This is a genomic window from Herbaspirillum hiltneri N3 (assembly GCF_001267925.1).
Classification (GTDB): domain Bacteria; phylum Pseudomonadota; class Gammaproteobacteria; order Burkholderiales; family Burkholderiaceae_D; genus Herbaspirillum; species Herbaspirillum hiltneri.
In genome coordinates, this window is record NZ_CP011409.1 from 4,365,511 (window position 1) to 4,391,769 (window position 26,259).

Here is a 26,259-nt window from a genome sequence, read left to right on the forward strand (position 1 = left end):
AAACGGAATTCTCTATTTAGGCGCAAGTCCTGTGCAAAAATCATCCAAACCCGCGATTTCTCTGGAACAGCTCTCTTGGGACGACGTGCGCTACTTCCTCAGTCTTGCGCGCGGCGGCAGCCTGTCGGCGGCGGCGCGCGAGCTTGCGGTGGAACACTCGACCGTGTCGCGTCGCATCGGCGCGCTGGAAGGCACGATCCGCTTGCGCCTGTTCGATCGCCTGCCGCGCGGCCGTCTGCATCGACTGGCACAAGCCTGCAGAACGGGGGCGGGCCGTCCGGGCTCGACACCAGCGCAGTGCCACCGCTGACCCTAAGGGCAGCGTTGGTGAATGCTGAGAAGTACAGCGGGAACTGCTTCGTCTTGCAGAATTGGAGGAAGTGCTGCCGCTGTGTGTCCTGTGCGTCGCTCATGGTAAAGACCCATCCATTTTAATTGGTCGAATTTCGAGGGGTACTTTGCAGCAGATCAATACGGGCGAGCCAACCGTTGGACTTGAACTGATCCGCAGCGGTGGAAATGAATTCTGCTCTGATTCCGCGCGTCAATTGTCACCAAAATTCACATTGGCAAAAATACAGCGAAGCGTAACAGAAAATCACGCCAGTTGTGTATTTCGTTCAAAGGATATGCGGGTACTGTACTACGGGTTGCGTGAAAGCTCGCGGACGTTCACGGGTGATAAGAATGCCTATCTGCAAAGGGGAAAGCGGCGTGCGATGCAGCTCACCTTGGGCCGTCGAGCTGCCCCCGCATGGCTCCGCTGCGTAATGGATTTCTGCGGTGCTGATTTGGAAGACGGCGTGGAGGGAATTTGTTTTGACAGGGTATTGCCGAGACGCTTATGGAAGGATTAAGGTCCCGAGGACTGATATCTACTGGGAACTTGCCGACATAGAGACAAAGATCGCCACGTTTTGCGTAGTACTGATCCAAAGTCAGCTTTGCCGTATCGTCGTATGGTTTCCAGTCTTTTTTGCATGCGGTGATCCCACCATTGCTGATGCAGTGCTGAACCGAGTTGTTCATCAGGCATACAAGATCCAACTGAAAGGTGAGTCGATGCGAAAAACTCGAGGTAAAAATTCACTCGCGGAAGAGTAACGGCGCCCATACTGCCAAATCTCTGCATCAGGCGTCGTAACACTGTTTGCGATGCCGACGTTAGTTTCTTGCTGGATTAGGTGACCAACTTGAACCGGTTTAAGTGTCTAGCTCAGACCGGATTCCGTGTCCAAGATTTACTGTCGCCTGCAATTTACAAATCCAATTGCCAAGGACTTCCCGATTCAACTCGTAAAACGTTTCAAAATATCAAGGAGGGAAAGCTGGTTGGGCTTCCTGAAACAATTGAGGAAACGTTTAAGCGGGCCGATTGGTACTGGGAATTACTGTATCTCCGCGACGCCTTGACACATAGTAATGTAGGTATGTGCAGAGCATCATCTGATTCTGGTTTGATCAGCTATTCACATAGTGGAATTTTGCAACAAGGAGAAGAATTTCAGGTTGCAGACATTTTCGAGCGAATGGATTTTTTTGACGAAAAAGTAAATAACTTCTTAGAAGAAATATTTCACTATCTTTATTCGCAGCTTAAGCAAAATCCTGTAATGCAAGTATGTGGAATTTTTGGAGGGAGGATCTACCACCGACAGGTAGCGCCGGAACCAAATTTAGATTTTCACAGTGGTGTGTGTGGAACCGTTGAATACGAAAATTCTGTCGGGGGGCGAAGATGCCCCTTTGCGGACGAGTGTGGTGCGTTCACGCGCGCACAATCGGACACCGTGACACCATGACGATAGTGTTATCGCATTAGATCATCAGTATTGGAAAACATATATGTCAGGTTTGCGTCTACCAGCCATTGTCCTTGAGTTCGTCGCACAACAGTTGATAAAACCTGTTCCTCTACAACGGACTGGTTGGCGCGATATTTGGCAATCAATCAAAGCAAAGGGATGGGCTGACATTCCAATGATGGAAGCGCTCTTCGAGGCATTCGATGATCGACTCTACAAAATGAATTTGATCGAGTTGGCAAAGGCACTGGAGTTGCCTCTAGAATATGTGTTCTACCGGCCGCGTTACAAACGTTCAGAACCCAGCGGCACGATACATATGAGTGCCGTCAATGTCGCTGGCTTAGCAATCTATTTGGAGCACTTCGGCTTCAACATGTTGGTTCAGCCTCTAGTGAATGATCTACTCCCAGCTATTCGGAGATTGCAGCAATTAACGGTTGCCGAACTTTGTATATACCAATATGCATCTGATCGTCAAAGAACGAGGTTTCTTCTACGAAGTGCCCAGCAGAGTACTCCGCCAAGTCATCCGGATGAAGAAAAACGATTGCACACTCCAAATGGCTACTGCGTCCAAATAACGACCAATGATTCTAGGACGCAAAAAATTGAAATCTCCGGGCCTAAATGGAAGCTGCCGAAGCCCAAAGTGGAAGTTAACTGCGATATATGTGGCACGAGTTATTTTTCAGGTGATCCGGACGAAGAAGGAGGTCATCGCCGTTATCACAAACAAATATTATCGGTGTTGCAGCCAAAACCTGAGCGCCGGCTACTTGCCGATAATGCTGGACCTTCGATCATTCGCATTACGGCCAACTCTCCGCTATGGATGCACCAAGCCATTTATGATCGTGCCCGAGCATTCAAAAGGGAAATGGGTTTTGATTTTGTACAGTGGACACTGACGAAGAATCTGCGTGATCGCGATGCCAATGCAGACGGATATCTATTCATTTCTCCCGAAGGTACCATTGAAGGTGCCTGCTCTTTTCGCTCGGAAGCGAAAGAAAATACCATCTGCTGGTCACTTGACTGGGTATGGATTCGGCCAGAAAAACGGCGTCAAGGGATCGTGGAGTCTCATTGGCCCAGATTTTTGGCGACTTACGGCGATTTTTGGGTTGAGCATCCAATTTCAGACGCAATGATGTCTTTTCTCTTGGAACATGCATCACATCAGCAGCGCATTGCAATGGAGATCCACGCTTCGGAGGGGATCGATGGACGATAGATACGTTTTCTTTTACAGAGTCGAAAATACGATCAAGGAACTTGTAGCTAAAAAGAACAGAAATCCACAAAAGCCAGTTAACCAGCACTTCGTGCCAGTAACTTATCAAGAGCGATTTCGCGGAAAAGATGGCGCTCTGTGGGCTTATATCTTTAAGCTCGGCCGTATTGTTAATGATGCCCAGCCTCGCAAAATGGGATGGATTTCGGACCTTTACACTTTGCCGAATGAACAAGGCGCCCCTGACTATCAGGTGGAGCACTTCTTCACTGTTGTGGAGGAAATGTCTACACCTGCGATAAAACGGGTACTGAATGGAGATGAGATAACTGAGGAGGATCGGTTCTGGCTGTGCTTCTTTTGGGGCGCGGCATTCTGTCGCTCTTATGACATGATCCGCTCTTATCAGGCTCTTTTTGCGGATCTCCATAAACAGGAACTTCGAAGCCAGGTTTCATCGCTCGAAGCGGCAAAGCGTCTGCTCGAGGATGGTCCTAATGACGATGGGCTTACAGCGGAAGAGCTATTTACATACGTGCATTCCGACGAATACGAAATTGAGTACGGATCACACTCTGTACTGCCAGCTGTTTTAAGGCTGATGCCGATGATTTGTCATTTTTTATGGCAGTCCCGTATCACCATTCTGCTGGCGCCGGAAGGTGAGCCATTCGTAACAGGTGACAGCCCAGTGGTACTTTTTCCGACACATAAACGTGGCCAAACTGGCTTCAAACTATCCACTCGAGCCATGCCTCTTAGCTCCGACGTGTGTCTTATTTCTACCCCCAGAATGTCCGGAGTGGAAAAGCACATGGCTCCTGAGGAACAAGTCCGTGCCATAAACCTACTGATTGCTTCTTCAGCTCACCAATTCATCCTGGGCAGTAGCAAGGATTTAATCTCAAGCCTTGCTACTGCGACAAATGCAGGTCAGAGAGTTTGGAAATCTTTGTTTCAGGTCTCTGAAGATATGGGCATTCGGCCTCGTTGAGGGAAATGCGTATGGCTATGCCTCTATACTATCGGCAATCTCCACTGCATCGTGGCAAAGTCTTGCTGCTATTGTCTTTCTAGGATTTTTTGCGACAATCTTAGCTATCGTCCCGAGACAACCCACGCTGCAAATATTACTGGCGGGACTAACCATCCAATCACGCGCGCCGCGAACTCGCCGACATTCAATTTTTCGCTTAAAACAATATAAAAAAACAGGCCGGCGAAAAACCATATTGGAATTGCCGACAACCAAATCAGTATCTTCAGCACAGAGAGTTCCTCCTCCGTATTCAATTGGCTTTACCATTGCATTCTGCTTCAGTGTGCCAGCCCGTCCGGTCAGCAACTTCGCACTCTAACTCGGTTTTCCCTGTCCACCTGTCGCTTCGAATTGCCCCATTCCCGGAGAACTCGTACCGAAACAGGACCGCAATGATAACAGTTGCAAATACGATGGCACCCGCCAATAGTTTCACGGAATTCCCCCTCATCTACCCAACGTCATTCAAGGATGCTGCAAGAGCCTCTTTGCGACAACGCTCCCGTCACTTGTAACCTCGTACTTGTCCACCAAGACTGAATCCGGAAGCGCTTGACCATCAAGCGGGATCAGAGTTACCTCTTGTTCCTGTGGCTCGGCGGCGTCTTTGAATTCCCACGCAGCTATATTAGCGTCAGCGAGTTTTTCTTCGTCAATTACGTACACAAATCCATCTTCGACGCCATCGCCCGTTGCGAACCGGATAGCAACTTTCTCAGAGCGCGACGTGGAAACTCCACATCCCCCGTAAAGACCTGTATTCAACTGGTGCGCGCGAGCAGTATTGGACTGCGCCGGCCCAGCAACTATGGTTCCATCCATCTTCCACCGCCCGTCGTACTGCGCCATAACTTCGACGAGTGTACCCTTCGGAAGTAACTTCCCGTCGTTCGCAGCGTCAGTCTTTTTGTCCACTCCACGGTAAAGCATCTCTTCCTTTATTTGTTGAGTTGTTACTGGTGAATTGTATCGAGTTTAAGGTCATATTATTGAATGCAGTTGGATAGCAAAATAGGCGAGGCTGAGGGGGCGCGTCTGATTTGCAATTCGCTGGCGATGTTAGCTGCAAATCAGTGGCGCATTAGAAATGCAATTGGATGAAGCATTTGGCATGTAAAAAGATGGTGCGATTGAAGTGCTACTTAGTGGCGCGGTTATAACGCAATTGACTGGCGCGGCAGCTGCACATATTCACAATAACGGACTTCTGACGCTTCGTTCTGTCCAGTTAGCCGTCGCGCTGCCCAGCTCGTTCCGGTTTGAGTGTCCTACTCAAACTGAACTGAGTGTCCACGAGCCGCTGAAATATGCAGACTCATGCCTTTACACCTCAACGGCTCTTTACGAATGGCTCAAGAGAGTTCGTGTTTGGCGGGTTATTTTTATCGTTGTGCCGATCATTGCCGGGACATTCGCCAGCGCTCGTATCTTGGTCCGGGACCCCGCATACGACTGGTTAATCGCAATTAGCGCCATGGTGGCCGGACTGTTTCCTGCGATATTTAAGGCATTGGAACTCGACATTAGTTTGAAAACGATTGCCGATAGTGCCCACCGTTTTAAAGTACTTCAAGATAGGTTTCGGCAGGCCGCAAAGATTAAAGCTAACGATTCGTTCGATACTCTGGAAGAGGAGTTTCATGCCCTCATGGATCGAATGGATGACGCGCGCACTTCCAGTCCTCCTGTTCCAGATGGATATTTCAAGAAAGCTCAGAAGAAGATTAAGTCAGGAGCTTATGATTTCGACCTAGATGGAAACGTGCCCAAATAAAGCGCGGGTGTTCATTCAGGGTGAAAAGCGCTTAAGCAGATAGCGTTCGGAACCGACGGGTGGATCAAAGCGTGAACTTAGTACAGGTTTAGTTTTGCGACTACGCATCCGCCTGACTTGCTCTTCCGCTGCAAGCGCTCGCTCGCGATGCTGATGGGCATCGCGCAACAACATTGCTACCTTATGCCAGTAGACGGCTCCAAGGTCACCGTCTTCTAATTCCATCTGACGTAACTTCTCAAAAGCGATATTCAAGTCAATATCCATAGTGACCCCGATTAGCTTGATGGCAGCTATCTTCGAGCTGGAAGTACCTCATGCGGCCTCTTTTCTATAAATAGACGTCTAAGCTCTCAACCACGGAAAGTAGGCGTTTTATGCGCTCTTGGCTCGTTTGCACCATGTACCTTCTTTGGCATTCATCGACAAACTCCCGTGTTTCATACGGCATGCCGGCGAGAACCTCCGCCGGCGACAATTCGTTGAGTTCATCGCATGCAACGGTCCAAAATACATGTATCTCGGCTCCCGGCTTTTCAGAAAAATAGGGCAAGATTTTTCTGATCAAGTAAGGCACTGGCCAAATAAATTGCCAAACAGGGAAGTCGGAGATGACATCCGCGCCGTGTTTTTGTATCCCATATAAGCAATGAGCTTCGAGCGCGCCTAGGACGTCAGCATTGCTTCCCTGATTCTGCATACGCAAAATTAACTCACTAACAGCCCATCTTGAAACAGGAAGTGTAGTGCGCACCTCTGGCGCTACGTATGGAATGCTCATAGGAAGACCACGCTAGTAAACGCCTATTTCAGGTGCGGCCCCGATTACCCGCTGAAGGCATTCTGAATGCAAACTAGCCCAAAAGCCGACGCTGCAGGAAGGGCCATCGCCTCAAGCCAGAAACCGAAGCTGGCATTCTATTTCCAGAAGCGCTTATACAGTTTATAGGCGATGAAACCCCAAAATACAACGGAGCCGATTCCCGTAAGAACCTCCGTTATATCTTTGCTTTTAAATAGCTGCGCGACGAGCCCTACCGCAAAGATACTGCCGACGATCAACGTCACCAACCAGCCAAAGAAGCTCAGTTGGCCTCCCGTTTGATACATCACCCCACCACAGAAGGGACATAGATGTTGCGTCGCCATGTACCGCAAAGCGCCAAGACCGGACGATAGTGCCATAGTTTTGGCGTGCATTGCCGACGGCAATGGGGGCATTCAATCTTATCCAATGGAAATTCCCTTGTGATGGCGCCCTGAGATGGGTCGACAGACAATGCGCCCCTGCGCATGCTGGCAATTTCAAAGCAAAATGGGTCGTAAATACCGTGGTCGTTATTGCATTATAGAACGACGATATACGGCATGCCAAGAGCCTCTTCTAAAGTCGATATCAATGGAGATCTCGTCGCCCTCGGAGCGGCGGTACGACTTCATCGGAAGAATATTGGCCTCTCCCAGGAAGCACTCGCAGATCTCGCAAAGATTGATCGAAGTCACATGGGTAAAATTGAACGAGGTGAGCGCAATGTCAGCGTATTGAATGTCCTTCGCATTGCGCATGCACTGAACACCACATTGGCACAGCTGAGTCAGAGCGCCGACCTCTGACAAGAATTCCTCGCCACCTATAGCCAAAAAGTCCTCGATAGATAATATCTATTAAATTCTTCCGCGCTCAATTTGCGCTCGAACTCGTCGCTGTTTAAAAGCCACTTATGCGCAGACAACGTAGAAACAGAGTACAAAAAAGAGCATAAATTTATTTGTCATCTCGAGAACTATTAAGCTATATTGAATTTACGCAACGTAAAAAGCGTTGTGTAACAAGGGGATAGCCGTTGTAGCTGACGTTATCGTATATAATTTTCAGCTTAATTTTTGAACTCGATCCAATAAGGGTCAGTCGAAATTACTGTCGATACGCTATCGACGACGACTAAAATGGTATGTCAGGAGAAAGAGTCATGAGATCAGATACCGCACTCGGCTTATTCGTGTTGGAAGCAGCGCGTGGTAATGAAAAGAAACATGTATTCACCGCTGACCAAGCACAAACAGTACGCGAACAACTGTCCGAAACGATGAATAAAAAAGTAGAAGAAATTCGCTCGAAACAGCGTCGCGCGCTCGAAGAGAGCGCGACTGTGACGATATTCTAAAATCGTTTTAATATGGAAGCCGCCTCATCAGGCGGCTTTTTTATGGCTGATAGATTACAACTAAAAACATTCGCCAACGCTGGGGACCTGGAACAACTCATCCGAGAACAACTGAAAGAGCTAACGAAACTTGGCGCTTTTAGGAGCGGGATGAATCATCTTCCAATGTTGAACTGCATCCAAACCTTGGTCGAAGCCAAAGCGACCACGATGCTTGTTCAGATGCGTGTTCCCGATCCTGATTTTCTAGCGGAGTTCGGCGCGTATTACAGTCGTCAGTTTGCCGACGTCCCTCGTTTTTGCACGCGACTCCATTTTTTTGCGCAAAATGCAGCTGCTGACGAAGAAGTGCTCGTCTATCTGGACCGCGTATCCAAAGCTAGCTATTTGGGATTCCTGACGTTACGGCCAATCATTAAAAGTCCGATTGGTGCTTCTATTTTGGCTGCGAATACAGCGAACGGATTCATTCGTTGTTTAGACGCCTTTCCAGTGCATATCGCCGGCGTGGAGTTCTCCGTCAGTGGTACACCATTCATGCAACAAGACAACGCTGTGGGCGCATGCGCACAAGCGTCTATTTGGATGGCATTGCGAACACTGCGCAAGAGAGAAGGCGATCGCGCGTACGACCCAGCTCAAATTACGGATGCTGCGACGAAGTACTTCGTTCACGGGCGAATTAGACCAAATCGCAACGGTCTGACTCAACTGCAAATGATCGAAGCGATTCGCGCTGCAGGCTATTCACCTCATACGATCCAGCTGTCGCACGGTGCCAACGATCAAGAACCAATGGACCAGTTGGCCATCGATACCGCGTCAAAAATCGTCCATGCCTATATCGAATCTGAAATACCGGTTGTGCTAATTTTGTTTCCTCCTTCAGGAGGGCACGCTGTTGTCGCAATCGGCCACAAATGGGATGAGGCGAGGGCAGCTAACGTTAGAACGACCATCACCCTTCCGAGCGGACTAGCTTTGTCCTGCGCTCATGCCGCGAGTTGGGTGCCTGCGTTGCTGATCCACAATGACAATACCGGCCCGTACCGCGACTTTGAAGCTTCCGCCGGTGCCGTCGCAGAATATTCTTTCAAGTACGCTGCGTACGCGATTCCACTTCTGCCTGTTGATGTCTTTATGACAGGCGAAGAGGCTATTACAATCGCCACCAGTTTTTTTGGCGAGATTCTACAAGGATTTAAGAGCGAGAATTTACTCGATGATGCTGGACTTACTGCATTGACGGCAAGTCTCGCGGTACGACTGCTATTGGTGGAAAAAAGGAAATTGCGTCGGTGGGCAGCCACGGAACACATGGTTCCAGAACTGCGCGACAAGATTCGCTTGATGGAAATGCCTAAACGCGTCTGGATGCTAGAGATACATCAGGTTGCGCAATACGGTGCTCAAACGAAAGCGAATACGCCAGAAAGCCTGGTCGGGATTGTTCTCATTGACCCCACTGCAGACATTCCGGTGTCGTCCTGCCTGCTAATTCATTTAAATTTGCCGGCGCTCGTTGGACTTCCTCACGGCATTGTCCTAACTTGGAATCGCGAGGAGGGAGCCCCTTTTCAAGCGCTACAAACAGCCGATCAGGGCCCCACTCGGCCAATAAGAACATAGATCGACACCACCCAATTATCCTTGGCGACACATACGAAGGATTCTGACCTTTATTCTAGCGCCGCTATACATCTGCCTACGCATTCGCGAGAAAACGTTCAAGTAGGCTCCACAAATCCATGCACCACCAGATATTGGTAGTACACCTTGGCTAGCTCAGGGCGTGCTAGTGCCAAGCCATGTTGCTTCAGAAATTTGTCCACGACGCGACGAAATGGAGGCACACGATGCACCGCTAAGCTACCGAGAACAGACTCCAGGACGCCGCGCCGATAATCGATGGCGATAGAAGCCGTCATCTTCTTCTGCTTCCGATAGCGTTCGCTTATTTGTCCGCACACTTCTGGAAACCAATATTTCAACGCGCTGCGCCGCAATCGTACGCGCCGACCTAGTTCGTTAACCGTTTTCGCGGAATTGTGATGCAGCTCTGTCGTGAGAAGGTCAAATACCTCATCCCAGTTTGTATGCCTCAAAAAAGGCCTAGGCGCCCGGCAAACACGCGAACGCATCCGCGCTCCACACTGCGTCGCCGGCCGGTAGAAAAAATCGAGATTCTGAGAACATAAATCGAAGACATCGACCCCGCATGCGATCGCTAACGCAAGCAAACTGGGGAGCGACGGCTTATGTCCTTTTGAAAGCCATGCATTAGCCGTCCAATTGTCCCATCCCATCTGGCGGCAAAATAACGCTTTGTTATCTTGCGCATGTACCGCGATGGCAGTACGAACATTGCTGCAAAAATACTCAAGTGAGACCTTGGCCGGAGACTGAGAGTTTCGCGCCATGGATTCTAGGGCCAACTCTACGTCGACATTGACAGGAAGAGTGTCTGCACAGACGACGTCAGATAGTGAGCGTCCACAATAGCCACAACGACCAATATTTGGAAAAGAGGAGATAAACGGTTGGTGCCTACTGCAACCTGGGCAGCGCTCTAACAACTGAACGAAGTGTTTGGTGCAAGTTTGATACAGCCGGAGTGACCAAGACAGAGGTGCAAATGTCGAGACACCCTTTATCCTCTGTTCCAAATAACAAATAGGGCACCATCGAGGATAACGAGCCAAGATGCCTTCACCATTTTTAGGCAAAACTGGCATCCACTTCAAGAGTGTCAAATCCTGCAGGTCGTCTCTTGAAGTCAGCTGATTGATGGTCTCGGAAAATATCCTGGCATATTTTCCGAGACCATCGATCGGCCCGGCATCTTTCACAAAAAAACGATTAGATAAGATCGACGCCAATTCGGGTACTTCATCGGCAAGGACTTTTTTCATCAGCCGACGAGGACTCACCATGTGCTCACGAGAGAGCCGTAGAAAATAGGATCGGAGCCCCTCGGGAACGCCATCCTCAGTTCTCATGAATTCGAGCCTAAAGAGCCTGCTCCGACTCTCCCGAAATGATCGTATATCATCATCCCATGGTAGTTCCTCATACATGGTTCTGCGCTCCTACTGGATCGCGGTGCGGCTTACGAATCCCGATTCTTCCTTTCGTTTTCTTAGGTGAAACAGCTTTGGGAGACTGCGACGCAGGCATCTTTTCAGCGGTGCCGAGCAATTCAGCGATATCTTCAATGGGAATGTCCGACAACGCGGCTTCTCCATTCGTTGCTTCGATAATCAACCGTCTCAGAGCCTTATTGGGCAGCGCCCAAGCCTTCAAACGATCCAAATCGAAGATGGGCGCCTCACTTCGAGATCGGTCGACCTCACTGAGTTCTTCGTACTCGCTCAAATCTTGAAAATATGCTTTTAAGGCCTTATCCAGCCAGGGCTTAAGAATTCCCACGCAGCCGAGCGAGCGGTTGTAGATATCTAACAATGTGGTCAGGTCATCGACACAAATGGTGCAGGGAACTGGGAGTTTCGTCAAAAGTTGTCGTAAGGTGTCTTGAAACCAGCCCAGTTGCTCAGCATTTCGCGCGTCGTAACGGGGGAAGTGAATGATATTGCTTCGACGGACCAACTGACCGCTCATGTCCCGAATATGAAGCAGTTCGTATGTACCAACAAGGACGACAGTAGTGTTAGTCAACGTAGCAAAAGATTTGATGGTGTCGAACATGTGTGTACGTTGCAATTCATCCTTGAGCATGTGATGCGCCTCATCAATGAATACAACTCTGGCGTTTCTATGCTTCAAGCAATTTTCCAGAGATTTGCGCAAAACGCTGACATTTTGACTGCCACGATATTCTTGCTTGGGAAGCTTGCTGAATAATTCACCCTGCGTAAAAGCAGCAATTTTCTCGTCAACCAAAGGCTCGCCGGTCGCTATCATGAGTCTGACTAGGAAATCATGCCAGTCAAATACCTTTTTAGGGTTGGCCACCGCCTCTACAAGCACAGCAGGAATGATGTCACGGCGGCCTTCGAGGTCCGACATATTCTGAAGAATGAATTCCGAATACAGCTTCTGCGCCATTGTTGACTTTCCTGCCCCAGATGGCCCAGTGACGATGACAATGCCGGAGCCGCTCTCACACTCTAGCGCGGCAAGGACATCGCTGTGAGCACGATACAAAAATGGATGATCAGTACGGTAATGGTAGTAGGCCGTATAGATCTCTTGATATTTTTTATTGATCATTTGTATTCCCGAAATTGAAATTTACTCAGTTTTTTAGGCGAAACGGTTGTACCTCCAAGGAGCGCTGGAATTATCTGCACCTGTTGTGACGGGATTTGATTCTCCGGCTCACCAGCGACAGGTTCAGTATCGTTATGCTCTTCGAGGTCGATAGACTTATTCAGCTCCGCGTCGCGTTTTTGCTGTTTGAGAATGTTTTCCTTCTCAAACGTCTGCTGCAAATAGCGGCCATAGTCAGGTAACGTTTCTTTGAGCTTCTTCCCTTTCTGGCGATACTTTGCGTTGTACTCATCGGTGATGAGGGCAATTTCCTTCTCCGTGCGACCCTTCAAATGACCGGCCATCGGAGTCTCGCATCGGCGCCAACGCCGGTTTACATAGGCATAGACATAGGAAAGATCAAACGGGTCGTACCGCACTAAGAAACGTTTTCCTTCTAATTCCGGCGCCTGAAGCTCGTTGGAAAAGTAATGAAACGGGCCGACCTTCAGTCCGCGTCCGGGTATCAGAGTGATCTGCGAATTGCCATAGCTAGGGAGAAACAGCACGCGAGATTCTTCATACGAAACATACTTCCATGCACGGGAGCCTCCCATTTTCTTACTATGCTCCATTGCCTGTTGGGGAGTGGTGCCCAGAGCGGAATGGTTCAAAGTTGGATAAACCTCGTAGATGTATTTATCGAGCTCTTCCGTCAGTACGGGGAGGTTCCATATCGCGTGTTTTCGAGGGTCATGAGAACGAGACACGCCACGAGGCTTCTTGAGGCGCTTGCTTGTTCCAGTAAGTTGGTGCGTAAAGTCCTTATCCACGACACCGAAAGCTGCTTCAATGACAGATCCATTACGGCTTTGGCCCGCCGGGCGCTCGCGCTTAGTGATTTCGAGTCGGGCGAGAAGCTGCTCCCAGTAAGCGCTTAAGAATTCGCTACCCGCATCCGATACGATGGTCCGAGGGACCCGGTGATGACGCCGAACACACTCTCTCATCAACAGCATCAATGTCCGATAGCTGGGCGCATCGTAGGTCAGCACAAACGCTAAGATAACTCTCGTATAGGCATCAATGAGGAGCGACAACCATGGTCGGCCAAGATTGCCGCCATGGAGACTGTCAATTAGATGCACGTCCATCTTCGTGTGATCTATATGTGCAACTTCAAGAAAACGCTCTCCATGTGGCGGAGAGGTTCTATCAAGGAACCACACAAACTCTTTCTGTATGTATGCCGCTTTCTCACCTTGACTTCCAAGCGTCTGGTCATACGCCTTAACGCGATTTTTTAGTTCTCGCCGCAATGCCTTCACGCTAGGTATCAATAGTCCCTTTTCCGTGCAAACAGCGGCGAGCATTGCGTGAATAGCATTAACAGATATATCTTCTGTCTTCCAGACCTCGGCCATCTTCCCAATTTCGTCCAATACCGCCGGCACTAGCCTGCGCGTACGATTCCCTCGTGACTTTGCGCGGTCGATGAGTAAGATATATTCGCAGCCATATAACTCTTTCGATTTGCGTGCACGAGCTTCCCAAGTACGTCGAATACGGGGACAAGGTTTTTTTCCAGTGACGGAAAAAATTCTTTCAGGCTCCTTCAGGCACTGAAGGCGCTCCAAGGCATCTTCGATTTCTTTCGGATGTGCGCCATTGCAAATTGTAGCCGCCTCAGCTCGTGCCGTCTCTTCCGGCTCACCGGATTTGATATCACCTATTGCGATGAGTCTTTCAAGATCATCGATGGGCAAGAAGATAGCTCTGTCGTCTGGTCCTTTGAGGCAGCGATTATCATCGCCTGCCTCGACTATTTCATAGATTTTGTTTTTCCATTTCAGTCGGCTCCCCACTGCGAGGGTGATCACTGGCGACTGATATATTTCCGCATCTTGTGTAAGCGCTATCTTTTTCCGAAAGGAATATGCCTTAGCTTCCGCAATTTCCAGGAATATTTTCGTACTACTGTGCTCTGATAAATGCTCCTCCTCCGCCAAGAAATGCAGCTGTTCATCCGCCAGCATTTTGTAGATGATGTCGGCGGTGCCATCTCCACCCCGACCAATTAGATTTCCCAGGGTAAGGAAAGGCGCGCCTTCAAATAACTTCCGGATCTCTTTTTGTTCGACCAGTCCGATAGCGGCGCAACCCACCCTCCAATAGTCTTCAAGAAACACGGTATTGTTAAGTTGAGCCGATGAAAAAGAGCATTCTGTAAATACTTCAAATTGGAGTCCAAGGCTCTTTGCATATTGCGAGCCGGGTACGTGCAGCCATTGATTTTTCTCAAAGATAAATGTGGTCTTTCCGTTCGCCACCTCTCCCTCTAGGAATTCGGTCTTTTTGCATTCAACCCAACCAATAAAATCCTTTGCCAATACAAAGAAGTCCGGGGTGTAGCCGTAACCAGTCACCTGTCCAAGCGTCGTTTTAGTATTCAATCTCAATTGAGGTGGTTGATCATAGTATTCGTAGACATCGTCATCGTGCTCCCATAAAGTCACCGCAGTTAGCTCCAACGAGCGACTCTCAGCTTGGATGACTTGTCCCATTTTTCTGCTGGCATAGCGACTATTGACGCTCTTTGGCGAACTCTGAGTTCGCCGCGATGGGTCACTGCCGCGTATGTTCGCCACCACTGCCCTGGCTTCTGGTGTAAGCCCCAGGTCATTCATCAATTTTTCTAGTTGTTCGTTGGTGAGCATATGTATTCTCCAGCGAGATAGCAGCCGAAATACTTTCTTTGAATGCCCCATTTCGGAATGGTAGATTTCTCGAACAAACATCTCCCCGGCTGCTCTTGACTGACAAGAGCAGGTAAGCAATGATGAAACCATTCGTCGATTTGAATTGCTTCACATTGACTCACGACGGGGACGTCGGGAGTTACTTCCTTATTGGGCGTTCATTTAAGTGTTACGCGCTAATCCCTCTCAAATCTTTCACTGTCATTCCGCTTTACAAGGTCGAGCACCTGGGTGCCGGCTTGCCTTCAAATTGCGAGCAGCTCATTTGCGTCTGCTGTTACTGCAACTCTTGAGTACACGTTACCCGAGAGCTTTCAGATTTCAAGAGCATGTCTTAGCAAGACCCAGAATCTTAGTTTTATGCGCAAATACCTGTTTTGAAAGGTTTTTATGACAACAGGGAGACCTTTGCGTAATCGATTTGAAAAAACAAGAACAAAATTTTGGACTGCGGTCGTCTATAAAGAGATTGCAGAAAGAGGGCTAGGGATAGACGAGGTGTTAGGTACCGATGGGAAGTGGAACAACATTTGGTCGCGATATCACCGTGGCCTAGTGGCACCATCCAAAGCCCGCCTTATGCGTATTGACAAGGCATTGCCTGGTACGAAGAGCTATTATTCAGCCCCCCTTTGGAGCCTGTGGACACGAGACCAATGGTCTTGGGCGAACTTGCTACGGAGCAGATACGATCTACCGCCTATATTCCAACAGGCATTTGATTTAGAAGATGAGTTGCGCGAGGCCGACCGTATCAGGCTCAAAAAAAAGCCAGGTCCAACATCAGTCAATGACATCTGGTATTCAAATTTCTTTGCTGGCAACCTGTTGACAAAGTCGTTTGCTATGATCCAAGACCGGCGGATCGGCATTGGCGCTCTGTCAGCCATACTGATGATGCTTTATGAAAGCAAGCTGCGAGGAGATGTAGTCGCTTACTTCTGCCTATCGGCTGCATGGGCCCAAGCCGAGAGAGAACGGCACAAGCATCCGTTTTTACATCTGTTGCCCTTGACCGTCTTCAATGCCCCCCTAACTGAATTTCATTCCGTTGAATGGCCGGATGTTTTGGCACCTCTTGATATTTCAAAAAATCTTGCTAGGCAACAGCAAGAAACGAGCACCAGCTCCAAGGATTTTGATGTGCTTCGTTTTCTTCAACAGATCTACGCGCCGAATTTTGTAGCGATTTGTGCCGACTTCTTGACCAAACAAGAGGAGGTAGACGTGCTCAATCCAAAAGTTGGATATTGGCCGCCCGACATATTGTGAAGCGGACTGCACGCAGACCTCTTGATTTCCAAAGTTCACATGTAAAACTGTCCTTATCTACCAAGGAGAGTGACATGACATCAATCAACTCTAACCAGCTTGCGGCCATCAAATTAATCGATGTGGAAGCCTTCGATATCTCCACCGCAACATCATTGAAAGTAACAAGAACATGCCTGCGGACTCGATTGAAAGAGATATGCGAAATAAAGCGGAGTAGCAACGCCACAATCAAAATAACTTTCACGGATTACGCCAAGATGAAGTTCTGGTGCGAGTTAGATTTGAAGACCAAGGAGATGATCTTGGTGGAGTGGGATAGTGGCGACGAACAATTGAATTTCTTACTTCTGGAAGGGATCACCAATAGCTGCCTCAATCTGTTGAATGCGACCGTGGCAACCAAAGGAACTTCAATCCATCGGACGCTCACAAAAAAATTACCTTCGTGCATTTAAAAATCTACGATATTATTAATATGGTAGATATTTATACGAATGCATCATGCAAATCTCAGCCACTGATGGAAAGGCAATCACGGCCATTAATGAATGGCTTACCGCCTATCGTTCTGAGAATACGCGTAACACATACCATCGCGAATTCAAGCGTCTGTCGTCCTGGCTTTGGGCTGTAAAAACGAGTTTTACAGAGATCGACAGCGATGATCTTTCTCGTTATTTGACCGACTTCGCCCTGGGCAAATTGGATCTTGATCTAAACAGGCAGCAACAAAAAAAACGAAGCACTGTCACTCAGGCAAGAAATGTATTATGCCGTCTCTTTGAAAATCTCCGCAGGGAAGGCATCAGGGCTGACAACCCCATGGATGCAGTACCGGATGTTCTAGTCGACGAGGGAACTCCTTCCACGGCCATCGCCTCGGCCCAAGAACGGGCAAATTGGCACCAGTCTTACAACACTTGGCTAAACTCACCGGCACCTGAATTTGGAATGCGAGCGAACAGTGAGCGCAGCAACGCTTTAGCGGTATTCGTCTATTGGACTTCGCTACAACGATCTGAGCTCGCGAAAGCAAAGATGGTTGACATAAGGTCAGATGGGGGGAATCAATGGTTTATTTGGGTAGAAAACACTCAGAAATCGAAACGGACGAAGGTATTGATTCCAACTTCAGCAATGAAGGCTATACAACGCTATCGCATCTCACGCGGATTACCTGAAATACCTGGGGATCACGAAACAGATGTCCCGCTCTTTGCTCGAAAAAATACGGAACGCGCCTTAGACCCGTGGACAATTGCTCACATTCTAAAAAGTGATGCTCCGGAAATGCTCGAGGGTGTTCGATATATGCAAACTTCGATATCAAAATTGCGAAAAGCTTTTGTCGCGGACGGAGTATTACATGGCGTACCGCAATTTGAAATTGGACAACATATTCGGTCACACCATGTTGTCCGGCATGTTGCTGCACAGGTCAGCACGGACAGCTTCGGAGAAAGCATTGGTAAAATGCAAACAGCTCTGACCGGAGCGTTACCGTAGATGAGAGACACATCCAATTGATTGGGATGCATATGCATGCCAAACGGCATAATTATGATTCCCAAACCACAGAGGGGGAAACGGGGGACTGCAAATCTGGTGCGGCTGGCGGGGATCGAACCCACGACCCTTGGCTTCGGAGGCCAATACTCTATCCACTGAGCTACAGCCGCTTTGGGACGAACGTCGAAGAGGGATGAAGGATACAGTTTTTCCATCCGCTCGTCCACGGCGGGCAACTATTTTCCGTTCCCAAGGAATTACATTGTGTCTATAATCTAAGGTTGGGCGAGACAGCGCTTCTCTAAACAGTAATAAACACCGATTTTCCATAAATTCGGGTCAACGCTTTCGAAGAATATTGCACTGAGGGAACTATGAGCGACGCACATAACGAGCACGAATCCGCAATCAAAACGCCAAAGCAGTTGATCGCTGCCGTATCGGCAGGTTTTCTGATCCCCATCGTCTGTATCGTCCTGTTGGTTGAGTACGTCACCAACGGCCAGACGACCGGCGCCGGTTCCGCCGGCCAAACCCCTGAAATGATCGCCGCGCGCATCAAGCCCGTGGCCTCCGAAGGCTTCACCTTCCGTGATTCCAGCGCGCCGAAGCAATTGCTGAGCGGCGAAGAAGTCTTCAAGTCGACCTGCGCAGCCTGCCACGGTGCCGGTATCGCAGGCGCGCCGAAGGTCGGCGATCCGGCCGCCTGGAAAGCGCGCATCGGCGAAGGCTACGACAAGCTGCTGGCGCATGCCATCAACGGCTTGAACGCAATGCCACCGAAAGGTGGCAATCCTGATCTGGACGACGTGGAAATCGCCCGCACCGTGGTCTACATGGCCAACCAGTCCGGCGCCAAGTTCAAGGACCCGGAAGTGAAGGCTCCTGCCGCCGCGGCAGCGGCACCAGCCGACGCTGCTGCTGCTCCGGCTGCCGCACCCGCAGAAAAGAAATAATCAATATTGACTGAACAGGCATTGCCGGTATCTCGACTATTCCGCAACGCGTTGTAAAAAAGCCCCGCACTGCGGGGCTTTTTTATTGCCTGAACAAACCAAGATCAGCGCTGCTGGGGCTCCGCCACGAAGATTTCAACGCGGCGATTCTTTGCCCGATTGGCTTCCGTATCGTTGGCCACCAGCGGCTCATGCGAACCACGGCCGTCGATGTGGAAACGTCCCGGCGAGACGCCGCGCGCGGTCAGGTAATCACGCGTACGGGCGGCGCGCTCCATCGACAGGGGATTGTTGACGGCGTCGCTGCCGGTGCTGTCAGTGTGGCCGATGATGTTCACCGTGGTGGCCTGATTTTCGTTCAGCGTGGCGGCGAATTTATCCAGCACTGCGCGGAAGTTCGGCTGAATGTCGGCGCGACCGGTATTGAAGGAAATGTCGCTCGGGATTTCCAGCTTCAGGCGATTGTCCGGAGTCTGCGTCACCTGCACGCCGGTGCCCTGGGTAGCCTGCTCCATGGCGCGCTTCTGGTTCTCCATGCGGTTCGACCAGACGTTGCCGATCACGGCGCCCAGGCCTGCACCGATGGCGGCGCCCGCTGCCGTACGGCCTCCACCGCCGCCGCCCGTTGCAGCGCCGAGAATGCCGCCCACGCCGGCGCCGATACCGGCGCCCGTAGCCGTACCGCGCTGGGTCGCAGTCATGTCCGCACAACCGGTTGCAGCCAGAGTCAGCGCCAGCGCGCCGAGGGTTAATTTACGCATGATGATTTCCTTTGTTCGTGTGGTTCCCATGCGCCGCCGAACGGCGGGCATCGATATCAATTTGATTTATTCGCCATCAGGCGTGGAAGCTTCCTCGGCGGCGACGCCCTGCTGGCGATCCTTGCGGCGCGTCAGGTAATACGCGAAAGCGCCGCCGGCGCTGATCACCGCGCCATACAGCAACGGCTTGCGCAGATAGCGTTTGGACAACAGCGAGATGCCGCCGATCAGCAGCGGCGATAGCGACTGCAGGTTGCCGCCCTTGCCCGACAAGGCGCCGCTGAAGGTGGCGGAGACCGCGCCGACGATGCGGTTGAGGGCCCCCTTGGCCAGCGATTCGGCATTCAGATTGGCGCGCACGGTGCCGCGCGCCTGCATGATGCCGATGCGGAACAAGGCGCCTTCGGCCAGCAGCTTGCGCTTGCGTTCCTCCAGCGGGACGTCCGGTTTCCAGTCAGTTTGAGGCATGATTTTCCCGTTTCCCTGAGGTCAGAGCAGCGCGTCGCGGTCTTTGCGAAGCTCCGCCATCGTGGCGGGCAAGGCCAGCTTGCCGTTGCGCAGCAGCGCGAAGGCATACCAACCGATCGCCGCCGCAGCGGCGGTGAAGAACGCACCGAGCACGATCAGGATCTTCCAGCCCCAGGAATCCCAGGCCAGGAACACCAGCAACACGGTCCAGAACGCAATTGCAAACCAGATCGCAATCGCCGCCAGCGTGAACAGCACCAGGAACTTCACCAGGTTGCCGCCGATTTCCGACAGCTCCAGCGAAGCCAGCTCGATGCGGTTGATGATCAGCCCGAGCAGGTTCCTGGCGATGCCCAGCAATCCGGCGGTAAGACCGGGATTGGCCGGCTCCGCCTGCGCGTTTTTATGCTCCATTGTGTCGGCGCGTCCGATTACTTGCTGCGACCGATGACCAGGCCGACCAGCAAGCCGACGCCGGCCGAAATCGCCACGGCGCGCCATGGGTTTTCATGTACGTAGTCGTCGGTGGCGGCAGCGACTTCCTTGCCTTTTTCGATGGCCACGGCTTGCGCGTTTTGCGCCGCCTCGACCGCCGCTTCCAGCATTGTCAGGCCCTTGCTGCGCAGTTCGTCGGCTTTGTCGCCGGTCGCTGCAGCTGCTTCACGGAACAATTCTTGCGCATCTTTGACGAGGGTTTTCATATCGTTTCTCACTGTTTTAAGGGCGGACTGTGTCATGGAGATTCTCCTATTGATTAAATGCTCAAGCGAACGAAATCGATTGAATGGGCGGGAGCCTGAGCATTGGCGCCGGTGTCAGCGCGCCGCTGCATACCTGCAGTTTCTGCAGTATCTGCCTGCCTGTCGTTCCGGGCTATTGCCAATCTCCGCAACGTCCGAAAAGACCTGCAATGCAGGCTCATTTTGATAGCTTTCCTCTATATAAGTTTCAGCAACGGCGAAAACGTTCAAAAACGCGTTTCACGCGCCGTTCGCAGGAAACTGTCCAAGATAGGCATGCAATCAAGCAACTCGGGACCGCCGGCGCGGTGGAACTCCGGATGCCACTGCAAGCCCATCACAAACGGCGCCTTGCGATAACGGATCGCTTCGACGATGTTGTCGGTGCCCGACACCGCCTCAATCGACAGGTCGCGCCCCAGATCCTTCACGGCCTGGTGGTGGATGGAATTCACCACCGCGCTGCCGGTGTTGACCAGCGAGGCCAGGGTCGATCCCGGCGGGAACTTGAGTTCGTGATAATTGCTGTCGTACAGATCGTTGACGTGAGCGATCGCCGTCGGCACGTCGGTGGCGATATCCTGGTAGAGCGAGCCGCCGAATGCGACATTGATCAGTTGGCAACCTCGGCAGATGCCCAGCACCGGCTTGCCTGCTTCGATGAATTCGTGCAGCAGCTCCAGCTCGTACATGTCGCGCACGCGGTCGCCGTTCCATTCGGGACGCGTAGCGGCCTCCGCGTAGCTCTGCGGCGAGACGTCGGCGCCGCCCTGCAGCACCAGGCCGTCGAGATGCTTGGCGTAGTCGCGCAGGCGGATATTGCTGGGATGGACCAGCCCGTTGGTGTTGACGGTGGGGATCATGAACACCAGCACGTCGCGCGACATGACCCATTGGGCGATGGATTCTTCGAGATATTGCAGCGTCTTGCCGCGCAGCCCCTTGGCGCCGCTTTCGGGATGGAAGATGCGTGCGGAGATGCCGATCTTGAGGGTGCGCTGCATGATGCGGCGGCCGGCCTTGTCGGACATGGCCTTGAAGCGCGCGCCCAGCAGCCGCCAGGTCTGCGCCCAAGGCGTGTCGGGAGGCGGCGGCGAGTAGGCCGGATGCGGAGCATGCGGCGGCTGGCCCTGCTGGGGCGCCTGTTGCGGAGCAGCTTGCTGCGGCTGTTGTCCCTGCGTCGGCGCCGTTGCATCGGCGGCAGGCGCATCAGGGCGGGGCGGTCGGGGAGAACTCGGTTGATTGGCTTCGGAATCGCTAATATCGGACATGGCGGCTATGTTGGGTTGTTATCAATGGCTGTGACCAGGTGCTGCGTCCGCGAACAGGATTGCCAAAGTATAAGCGCATTGAATTGCTTTGGGCAGTTGCTTGCGGACCGGGCAGTCGCAGAATGACGATGAATGAATCGCGGCATCCGTAGAAATTTATTCAGTGATGACTGGCGCTTTCCCATCCTTATTCAATAATCCAGACAACAGACCAGCGATATATGTTCCAATCCTTTCTGACTTCTTTCCGGCTTATTTCTTGCTCAGGCATGCTCCTACATGACCACTTCACGCATTCTTATCCTCTACGCGCATCCGGCCCACGAACGCTCGCGCGCCAACCGCGCCATGATCGATGCTGCCCGCACGCTGCCCAACGTGCGCATCCATGACCTGTACGAGTGCTATCCCGATTTCCACATCGACGTCGACTACGAACAGACCCAGTTGCACGAAGCCGACCTGATCGTGTTTCACCACCCCATCCACTGGTACAGCATGCCGGCGCTGCAAAAGGAATGGACCGACCTGGTGCTGGAACGCGGCTGGGCCTTTGGCCCGGGCGGCGACGCCCTGCGCGGCAAGGATTTCTGGCTGGTCGCGACCACCGGCGGCGATGAGACCTCGTATCAGCCGGGCGGGCGCCACGGCCATTCCTTCGACGACTTCCTGCCGCCTTACCAGCAGACCGCGCGACTGTGCGGCATGCACTGGAAGACGCCCTACCTGCTGCACGGCGCCCACCAGATCGGCAACGATGCCATGACCATGCACGCGGCCAATTACCGCGCCCTGCTCGACAGCTATCCGGCCTGGCCGGATGCCGCCGCTTCTTCACCTTAACGCCGGGACGACAAGAACACCATGGAACAAACTCTGCTGCATCCGCTGATTTACCTGCTGGCCGCCGTCGTCGCCGTGCCCATCGCCAAGAAGCTCGGCCTGGGCGCCGTACTCGGCTATCTGCTGGCCGGCATCGCCATCGGTCCCTGGGGCCTGGGACTGATCAGCGAAGTCGAGGACATCCTGCACTTCTCCGAATTCGGCGTCGTGCTGCTGCTGTTCCTGATCGGTCTCGAGCTCGATCCGAAACGGCTGTGGTCGCTGCGCCGGCACATCTTCGGCTGGGGCAGCGCGCAGGTCGGATTGGTCAGCCTCGGCCTGTTCGGAGCGGCGCTGGCGGTCGGCATCGACTGGCGCGTGGCGCTGATCGGCGCGCTCGGCATGTCGCTCTCGTCCACCGCGATCGCACTGGCGACGCTGGGCGAACGCAAACTGACAGCCACGCCGGCCGGTTCCGCCGGCTTCGCCATCCTGCTGTTCCAGGACATCGCCGCGATCCCGATGATGGCGGCGGTCCCGCTGCTAGGCGTGGCGGTGGCGCAAGGCAGCGGCCAGGGCTGGCTGCACACGCTGCAGGTGGTCGCCGTGATCGCGCTGCTGATCTTCGGCGGCCGCTACCTGATCCGCCCGATTCTGCGCATCATCGCCAAGACCGACATGCGCGAAATCTTCACCGCGTTCTCGCTGCTGCTGGTGATTGCGACCTGCCTGCTGATGCAATCGGTGGGCATGTCGATGGCGCTTGGCACCTTCCTCGCCGGCGTGCTGCTGGCCGATTCGGAATACCGCCACGCGCTCGAGAGCGACCTCGAGCCGTTCAAGGGATTGTTGCTCGGCCTGTTTTTCATCGCCGTCGGCATGTCGGTCGACTTCGGCATTTTCCTGGAGCAGCCGTGGCTGATCCTCGGCATGGTGCTGGGCTTCCTGGTGATCAAGACCGTAGTGCTGTACGGGCTGGCGAAATGCTTCCGCATTCCGCGCGACCAGCAGATATTCTTTGCGTTCCTGCTGTCGCAGGGCGGCGAATTCGCCTTCGTGGTGTTCGGCGCGGCCGCGACCGCGCAGGTGCTGACGCCGCGCATCTCGTCGATCCTGGTGGTGGTGGTGGCGCTGTCGATGGTGATCACGCCGCTGCTTCTGCTGCTGCACGATCGCGTGCTGTTGCCGCGCCTGCAGGCGCGCGGCAGGCAACCCGAGGATGACATCGAGCCGCAGGAGAATCCGGTGATCATCGCCGGCTTCGGCCGCTTCGGCCAGATCGTCGGTCGCCTGCTGCATGCCAACGGCATCGGTCTGACCATCCTCGACCACGATCCGGACCAGGTCGAATCATTGCGCAAGTTCGGCTTCAAGGTGTTCTACGGCGACGCCACGCGCATCGACCTGCTGCGCACCGCGGGCGCGGCCAAGGCACGCCTGATCGTGATCGCCATCGACGATGCGCCGGCCAGCCTGAAGCTGGTGGAAGCCGTGCAGCGCGCCTTCCCGCACCTGAAGATCGCGGCCCGCGCGCGCAACGTCACGCACCTGTACGACCTGATGGACCGCGGCGTCACCGTGCTTGAACGCGAGACCTTCGAGAGCGCGCTGCAGATGGGCCGCCAGGTATTGCGCCAGCTGGATTTCGGTGCGTATCGCGCGCACCGCGCGGCAATGAAATTCCGCGCCCACAACATCGAAACGCTGCACAAGCTGTATCCGCATTACAAGGATCAGCAGCAAATGGTGTCGATGGCGGTGCAGGCGCGTGAAGAACTGGAGGCGATGTTCGCCAGCGACAACGACGCCATCAGCGACGGCGACAAGCATCGCTGGGATTGATCGTCCCGCGCAGCATGAAAAAGGCCGGACGCTGTCGCGGTCCGGCCTTTTCTTGTTGCACGCTTCAGATCAACCGACTCAGTTCAGATACACCGGCACGAAGATCTTGTCGTCGCCGCGCTCCACCAGCAGCGCCACGCTCTTGCCGGCCTTGCCCACCAGACTGCGCAGCTGCTCCACGCTGGTCACCGCATTGCCGTTGAGCGACAGAATCACGTCGCCGCTCTGAATGCCCGCCACCGCTGCAGGACCGTTGACGTCTTCCACCAGCAAGCCGCCGTGCACGCCGATCTGCTGCTGTTCACTCTTGTCCAGCGGGCGCACCGCCAGCCCCAGCCGTCCCTGCGGCTCGTTACGGCTGGCCGCCGCCTCCTTGGCCGGCTTCAGCTCGCCGATGGTGATGTTGAGCGACTTGAGCGTGCCGTTGCGCATCACGTCGATCTTTTGCGTGGTGCCCGGCACGGCGTCCGCCACCAGCGTCGGCAGATCCACCGAGTGATCGATGGCCTGGCCGTTGAAACGCAGGATCACGTCACCCGGCTGCACGCCCGCCTTTTCGGCCGGACTGCCCTTCTCCACCGAACTGACCAGTGCGCCTTCCGATTTCTTCAGCCCGAAGGATTCCGCCAGCGCCTGGTTGATTTCCTGCACCGACACGCCGAGGCGGCCGCGCGTCACCTTGCCGTGCTGAACCAGCTGCTGCTCGACCTTCATGGCGACGTCGATCGGAATCGAGAACGACAAGCCCTGATAGCCGCCGGTCTGGCTGTAGATCTGCGAATTGATGCCGACCACCTGGCCCTTCAGGTTGAACAGCGGGCCGCCCGAATTGCCGGGATTGACGGCGACGTCGGTCTGGATGAACGGCACGTAGTTGTCGTCCGGCAGGCTGCGCGACTTGGCGCTGACGATGCCGGCCGTCGCGGTGTTGTCGAAGCCGTAGGGCGAGCCGATCGCCAGCACCGGTTCGCCGACTTTGACCAGCGCCGGGTTGCCGATCTGCACCGTCGGCAAATCCTTGGCCGGAATGCGGATCACGGCGATGTCGCTTTGCTTGTCGGCACCCAGCACCTTGGCCTTGAATTCGCGGCGGTCGGTCAGCTTGACGGTGACTTCCTGCGCGCCGTCGACCACATGGGCATTGGTCAGGATCAGGCCGTCCGGGCTGATGATGAAGCCCGAGCCGAGGCCGCGCATGATCTGCGGCGTGCGCGGCTGTTGCTGGAATTGCGGACCGAAGCGTTTGAAGAATTCGGAAAACGGATCGTTGGGATCGACATCATCGGAAGCCTCGTCGGACACGCGCTTCGCCTTGCCGGTCACGCTGATGTTGACCACTGCGGGGCCGGCGCGCTCGACGATGCCGGAGAAATCGGTCGGCGCCGCCAATGCGGATCCCGGAGCGCCGCCAGCAGTGGCAGTTGCTGCGACAGTCACCGGCGCCGGCAGGATCGCGGCCTGCACTGCCGGCAGTTCGGCGCCGCGGAAATACACGTAGCTGCCGCCGACAACGGCGGCCAGCGCGATGGCGAGCGTATTGCGAACGAAAACGGTACGGCGATTCATGGTGCACTCCTTGCGAAACGGATGGCCTCTCCACCCGATGGAATGCAGCGTAAATCGCGAA

The 26,259-nt window shown here is 53.2% G+C and carries 27 protein-coding genes, 1 tRNA gene and 1 pseudogene; 16 read left to right on the top strand and 13 right to left on the bottom strand.

Annotation, left to right across the window (positions count from 1 at the left end; genetic code table 11):
- Nucleotides 1-61: 61 nt before the first annotated feature.
- The 6 genes and pseudogenes from F506_RS19775 to F506_RS19790 all read left to right on the top strand — a co-directional run.
- Nucleotides 62-232, top strand: a pseudogene (locus F506_RS19775) (helix-turn-helix domain-containing protein); the annotation flags it as partial.
- A gap of 226 nt (nucleotides 233-458) precedes the next feature.
- Nucleotides 459-857: a hypothetical protein gene (locus tag F506_RS23440; protein WP_158443141.1), complete on the top strand. Its 399-nt coding sequence runs from the start codon at nucleotides 459-461 to the stop codon at nucleotides 855-857.
- Between the two features lie 70 nt (nucleotides 858-927).
- Entirely contained in the window at nucleotides 928-1,104 is a 177-nt protein-coding gene (locus tag F506_RS23580; protein WP_268762610.1) for an ATP-binding protein, read from the top strand.
- A gap of 80 nt (nucleotides 1,105-1,184) precedes the next feature.
- Complete coding sequence (locus F506_RS23310; protein ID WP_144424112.1) at nucleotides 1,185-1,802, top strand: hypothetical protein; 618 nt, start codon at nucleotides 1,185-1,187, stop codon at nucleotides 1,800-1,802.
- Between the two features lie 43 nt (nucleotides 1,803-1,845).
- Nucleotides 1,846-3,042, top strand: coding sequence for a hypothetical protein (locus tag F506_RS23315; RefSeq protein ID WP_144424113.1), 1,197 nt, complete (start codon nucleotides 1,846-1,848; stop codon nucleotides 3,040-3,042).
- Nucleotides 3,032-4,036, top strand: coding sequence for a DUF4238 domain-containing protein (locus F506_RS19790; protein ID WP_053200259.1), 1,005 nt, complete (start codon nucleotides 3,032-3,034; stop codon nucleotides 4,034-4,036). Before F506_RS23315 ends, F506_RS19790 begins: the two co-directional genes overlap by 11 nt.
- A 510-nt stretch (nucleotides 4,037-4,546) precedes the next feature.
- On the opposite strand, the gene F506_RS19795 is transcribed toward F506_RS19790, so the two are convergent.
- Entirely contained in the window at nucleotides 4,547-5,011 is a 465-nt protein-coding gene (locus tag F506_RS19795; RefSeq protein WP_053200261.1) for a hypothetical protein, read from the bottom strand.
- Between the two features lie 205 nt (nucleotides 5,012-5,216).
- On the opposite strand from F506_RS19795, the gene F506_RS19800 reads away from it, so the two are divergent.
- Entirely contained in the window at nucleotides 5,217-5,855 is a 639-nt protein-coding gene (locus F506_RS19800) for a hypothetical protein (RefSeq protein ID WP_053200266.1), read from the top strand.
- A gap of 15 nt (nucleotides 5,856-5,870) precedes the next feature.
- Here the strand turns inward: F506_RS19800 and F506_RS22845 are convergent, their stop codons facing one another.
- Nucleotides 5,871-6,122 (bottom strand): hypothetical protein, encoded by a 252-nt coding sequence (locus tag F506_RS22845; RefSeq protein WP_083458083.1) that lies wholly within the window; start codon nucleotides 6,120-6,122, stop codon nucleotides 5,871-5,873.
- A gap of 64 nt (nucleotides 6,123-6,186) precedes the next feature.
- Entirely contained in the window at nucleotides 6,187-6,636 is a 450-nt protein-coding gene (locus tag F506_RS19805; protein ID WP_144424115.1) for a hypothetical protein, read from the bottom strand.
- Nucleotides 6,637-7,223: 587 nt separating this feature from the next.
- Between F506_RS19805 and F506_RS22850 the strand changes: the two genes are divergently transcribed.
- The 3 genes from F506_RS22850 (at nucleotide 7,224) to F506_RS19825 (ending at nucleotide 9,649) form a co-directional block, all read left to right on the top strand.
- A complete protein-coding gene (locus F506_RS22850) occupies nucleotides 7,224-7,469 on the top strand; it encodes a helix-turn-helix domain-containing protein (protein ID WP_083458331.1) in 246 nt (81 codons plus the stop codon).
- Between the two features lie 356 nt (nucleotides 7,470-7,825).
- A complete protein-coding gene (locus tag F506_RS19820) occupies nucleotides 7,826-8,020 on the top strand; it encodes a hypothetical protein (protein WP_053200274.1) in 195 nt (64 codons plus the stop codon).
- A gap of 12 nt (nucleotides 8,021-8,032) precedes the next feature.
- Complete coding sequence (locus F506_RS19825; RefSeq protein ID WP_144424116.1) at nucleotides 8,033-9,649, top strand: hypothetical protein; 1,617 nt, start codon at nucleotides 8,033-8,035, stop codon at nucleotides 9,647-9,649.
- Between the two features lie 98 nt (nucleotides 9,650-9,747).
- On the opposite strand, the gene F506_RS22855 is transcribed toward F506_RS19825, so the two are convergent.
- The 3 genes from F506_RS22855 to F506_RS19840 are packed head-to-tail and all read right to left on the bottom strand — an operon-like array spanning nucleotide 9,748 to nucleotide 14,946.
- Nucleotides 9,748-11,097 carry a TniQ family protein gene (locus tag F506_RS22855; RefSeq protein WP_083458086.1) on the bottom strand — a complete coding sequence of 450 codons (1,350 nt, stop codon included), beginning with the start codon at nucleotides 11,095-11,097 and terminating at the stop codon, nucleotides 9,748-9,750.
- Nucleotides 11,090-12,250, bottom strand: a complete 1,161-nt coding sequence (locus F506_RS19835) for an ATP-binding protein (protein WP_083458089.1) — start codon at nucleotides 12,248-12,250, stop codon at nucleotides 11,090-11,092. The genes F506_RS22855 and F506_RS19835 overlap by 8 nt, the downstream gene beginning before the upstream one ends.
- A complete protein-coding gene (locus tag F506_RS19840; protein ID WP_158443143.1) occupies nucleotides 12,247-14,946 on the bottom strand; it encodes a TnsA endonuclease N-terminal domain-containing protein in 2,700 nt (899 codons plus the stop codon). The genes F506_RS19835 and F506_RS19840 overlap by 4 nt, the downstream gene beginning before the upstream one ends.
- Before the next feature lie 432 nt (nucleotides 14,947-15,378).
- Between F506_RS19840 and F506_RS19845 the strand changes: the two genes are divergently transcribed.
- The 3 genes from F506_RS19845 (at nucleotide 15,379) to F506_RS23320 (ending at nucleotide 17,769) form a co-directional block, all read left to right on the top strand.
- Nucleotides 15,379-16,260: a hypothetical protein gene (locus F506_RS19845; protein WP_144424117.1), complete on the top strand. Its 882-nt coding sequence runs from the start codon at nucleotides 15,379-15,381 to the stop codon at nucleotides 16,258-16,260.
- A 74-nt stretch (nucleotides 16,261-16,334) separates the two neighbouring features.
- A complete protein-coding gene (locus F506_RS19850; RefSeq protein WP_053200287.1) occupies nucleotides 16,335-16,718 on the top strand; it encodes a hypothetical protein in 384 nt (127 codons plus the stop codon).
- 46 nt (nucleotides 16,719-16,764) lie between these two features.
- On the top strand, nucleotides 16,765-17,769 hold the full coding sequence (locus F506_RS23320; protein ID WP_144424118.1) for a tyrosine-type recombinase/integrase: 1,005 nt from the start codon (nucleotides 16,765-16,767) through the stop codon (nucleotides 17,767-17,769).
- A gap of 97 nt (nucleotides 17,770-17,866) precedes the next feature.
- On the opposite strand, the gene F506_RS19855 is transcribed toward F506_RS23320, so the two are convergent.
- A tRNA-Arg gene (locus F506_RS19855) sits at nucleotides 17,867-17,942 on the bottom strand.
- 204 nt (nucleotides 17,943-18,146) lie between these two features.
- Between F506_RS19855 and F506_RS19860 the strand changes: the two genes are divergently transcribed.
- The gene (locus F506_RS19860) at nucleotides 18,147-18,728 is read left to right on the top strand and encodes a c-type cytochrome (protein WP_053200289.1); all 582 of its coding nucleotides are present in this window, start codon (nucleotides 18,147-18,149) and stop codon (nucleotides 18,726-18,728) included.
- Nucleotides 18,729-18,832: 104 nt separating this feature from the next.
- Here the strand turns inward: F506_RS19860 and F506_RS19865 are convergent, their stop codons facing one another.
- The 5 genes from F506_RS19865 to F506_RS19885 form a co-directional block, all read right to left on the bottom strand.
- On the bottom strand, nucleotides 18,833-19,489 hold the full coding sequence (locus F506_RS19865; RefSeq protein WP_053200291.1) for an OmpA family protein: 657 nt from the start codon (nucleotides 19,487-19,489) through the stop codon (nucleotides 18,833-18,835).
- 66 nt (nucleotides 19,490-19,555) lie between these two features.
- Nucleotides 19,556-19,957 carry a hypothetical protein gene (locus tag F506_RS19870; protein WP_053200293.1) on the bottom strand — a complete coding sequence of 134 codons (402 nt, stop codon included), beginning with the start codon at nucleotides 19,955-19,957 and terminating at the stop codon, nucleotides 19,556-19,558.
- Between the two features lie 21 nt (nucleotides 19,958-19,978).
- Entirely contained in the window at nucleotides 19,979-20,371 is a 393-nt protein-coding gene (locus tag F506_RS19875; protein ID WP_053200295.1) for a phage holin family protein, read from the bottom strand.
- A gap of 17 nt (nucleotides 20,372-20,388) precedes the next feature.
- Nucleotides 20,389-20,694, bottom strand: a complete 306-nt coding sequence (locus F506_RS19880; protein WP_053200297.1) for a DUF883 family protein — start codon at nucleotides 20,692-20,694, stop codon at nucleotides 20,389-20,391.
- Between the two features lie 230 nt (nucleotides 20,695-20,924).
- A complete protein-coding gene (locus tag F506_RS19885; protein ID WP_053200299.1) occupies nucleotides 20,925-21,968 on the bottom strand; it encodes a gamma-glutamyl-gamma-aminobutyrate hydrolase family protein in 1,044 nt (347 codons plus the stop codon).
- Between the two features lie 279 nt (nucleotides 21,969-22,247).
- On the opposite strand from F506_RS19885, the gene kefF reads away from it, so the two are divergent.
- Nucleotides 22,248-22,811: a glutathione-regulated potassium-efflux system oxidoreductase KefF gene (gene kefF, locus F506_RS19890; protein ID WP_053200302.1), complete on the top strand. Its 564-nt coding sequence runs from the start codon at nucleotides 22,248-22,250 to the stop codon at nucleotides 22,809-22,811.
- A 21-nt stretch (nucleotides 22,812-22,832) separates the two neighbouring features.
- Nucleotides 22,833-24,632 carry a glutathione-regulated potassium-efflux system protein KefC gene (kefC, locus tag F506_RS19895; RefSeq protein ID WP_053200304.1) on the top strand — a complete coding sequence of 600 codons (1,800 nt, stop codon included), beginning with the start codon at nucleotides 22,833-22,835 and terminating at the stop codon, nucleotides 24,630-24,632.
- Between the two features lie 78 nt (nucleotides 24,633-24,710).
- Here kefC and F506_RS19900 read toward each other — a convergent pair whose 3' ends face one another.
- Nucleotides 24,711-26,198 (bottom strand): DegQ family serine endoprotease, encoded by a 1,488-nt coding sequence (locus tag F506_RS19900; protein ID WP_053200306.1) that lies wholly within the window; start codon nucleotides 26,196-26,198, stop codon nucleotides 24,711-24,713.
- Between the last annotated feature and the right edge of the window lie 61 nt (nucleotides 26,199-26,259).

Excerpts from the sequence above, each read along its gene's own strand:
- F506_RS19865 (WP_053200291.1), bottom strand. The coding sequence starts at position 19,489 with ATGCGTAAATTAACCCTCGGCGCGCTGGCGCTGACTCTGGCTGCAACC.
- F506_RS19845 (WP_144424117.1), top strand. The coding sequence starts at position 15,379 with ATGACAACAGGGAGACCTTTGCGTAATCGATTTGAAAAAACAAGAACA.
- F506_RS19860 (WP_053200289.1), top strand. The coding sequence starts at position 18,147 with ATGAGCGACGCACATAACGAGCACGAATCCGCAATCAAAACGCCAAAG.
- F506_RS19880 (WP_053200297.1), bottom strand. The coding sequence starts at position 20,694 with ATGACACAGTCCGCCCTTAAAACAGTGAGAAACGATATGAAAACCCTC.
- F506_RS23315 (WP_144424113.1), top strand. The coding sequence starts at position 1,846 with ATGTCAGGTTTGCGTCTACCAGCCATTGTCCTTGAGTTCGTCGCACAA.
- F506_RS19875 (WP_053200295.1), bottom strand. The coding sequence starts at position 20,371 with ATGGAGCATAAAAACGCGCAGGCGGAGCCGGCCAATCCCGGTCTTACC.
- F506_RS22855 (WP_083458086.1), bottom strand. The coding sequence starts at position 11,097 with ATGTATGAGGAACTACCATGGGATGATGATATACGATCATTTCGGGAG.
- F506_RS22850 (WP_083458331.1), top strand. The coding sequence starts at position 7,224 with ATGCCAAGAGCCTCTTCTAAAGTCGATATCAATGGAGATCTCGTCGCC.
- F506_RS19885 (WP_053200299.1), bottom strand. The coding sequence starts at position 21,968 with ATGTCCGATATTAGCGATTCCGAAGCCAATCAACCGAGTTCTCCCCGA.
- F506_RS19825 (WP_144424116.1), top strand. The coding sequence starts at position 8,033 with ATGGAAGCCGCCTCATCAGGCGGCTTTTTTATGGCTGATAGATTACAA.
- F506_RS19820 (WP_053200274.1), top strand. The coding sequence starts at position 7,826 with ATGAGATCAGATACCGCACTCGGCTTATTCGTGTTGGAAGCAGCGCGT.
- F506_RS23320 (WP_144424118.1), top strand. The coding sequence starts at position 16,765 with ATGCAAATCTCAGCCACTGATGGAAAGGCAATCACGGCCATTAATGAA.
- kefC (WP_053200304.1), top strand. The coding sequence starts at position 22,833 with ATGGAACAAACTCTGCTGCATCCGCTGATTTACCTGCTGGCCGCCGTC.
- F506_RS22845 (WP_083458083.1), bottom strand. The coding sequence starts at position 6,122 with ATGGATATTGACTTGAATATCGCTTTTGAGAAGTTACGTCAGATGGAA.
- F506_RS19790 (WP_053200259.1), top strand. The coding sequence starts at position 3,032 with ATGGACGATAGATACGTTTTCTTTTACAGAGTCGAAAATACGATCAAG.
- F506_RS19870 (WP_053200293.1), bottom strand. The coding sequence starts at position 19,957 with ATGCCTCAAACTGACTGGAAACCGGACGTCCCGCTGGAGGAACGCAAG.
- F506_RS19840 (WP_158443143.1), bottom strand. The coding sequence starts at position 14,946 with ATGCTCACCAACGAACAACTAGAAAAATTGATGAATGACCTGGGGCTT.
- F506_RS19835 (WP_083458089.1), bottom strand. The coding sequence starts at position 12,250 with ATGATCAATAAAAAATATCAAGAGATCTATACGGCCTACTACCATTAC.
- F506_RS19900 (WP_053200306.1), bottom strand. The coding sequence starts at position 26,198 with ATGAATCGCCGTACCGTTTTCGTTCGCAATACGCTCGCCATCGCGCTG.
- kefF (WP_053200302.1), top strand. The coding sequence starts at position 22,248 with ATGACCACTTCACGCATTCTTATCCTCTACGCGCATCCGGCCCACGAA.
- F506_RS19850 (WP_053200287.1), top strand. The coding sequence starts at position 16,335 with ATGACATCAATCAACTCTAACCAGCTTGCGGCCATCAAATTAATCGAT.
- F506_RS19795 (WP_053200261.1), bottom strand. The coding sequence starts at position 5,011 with ATGCTTTACCGTGGAGTGGACAAAAAGACTGACGCTGCGAACGACGGG.
- F506_RS19805 (WP_144424115.1), bottom strand. The coding sequence starts at position 6,636 with ATGAGCATTCCATACGTAGCGCCAGAGGTGCGCACTACACTTCCTGTT.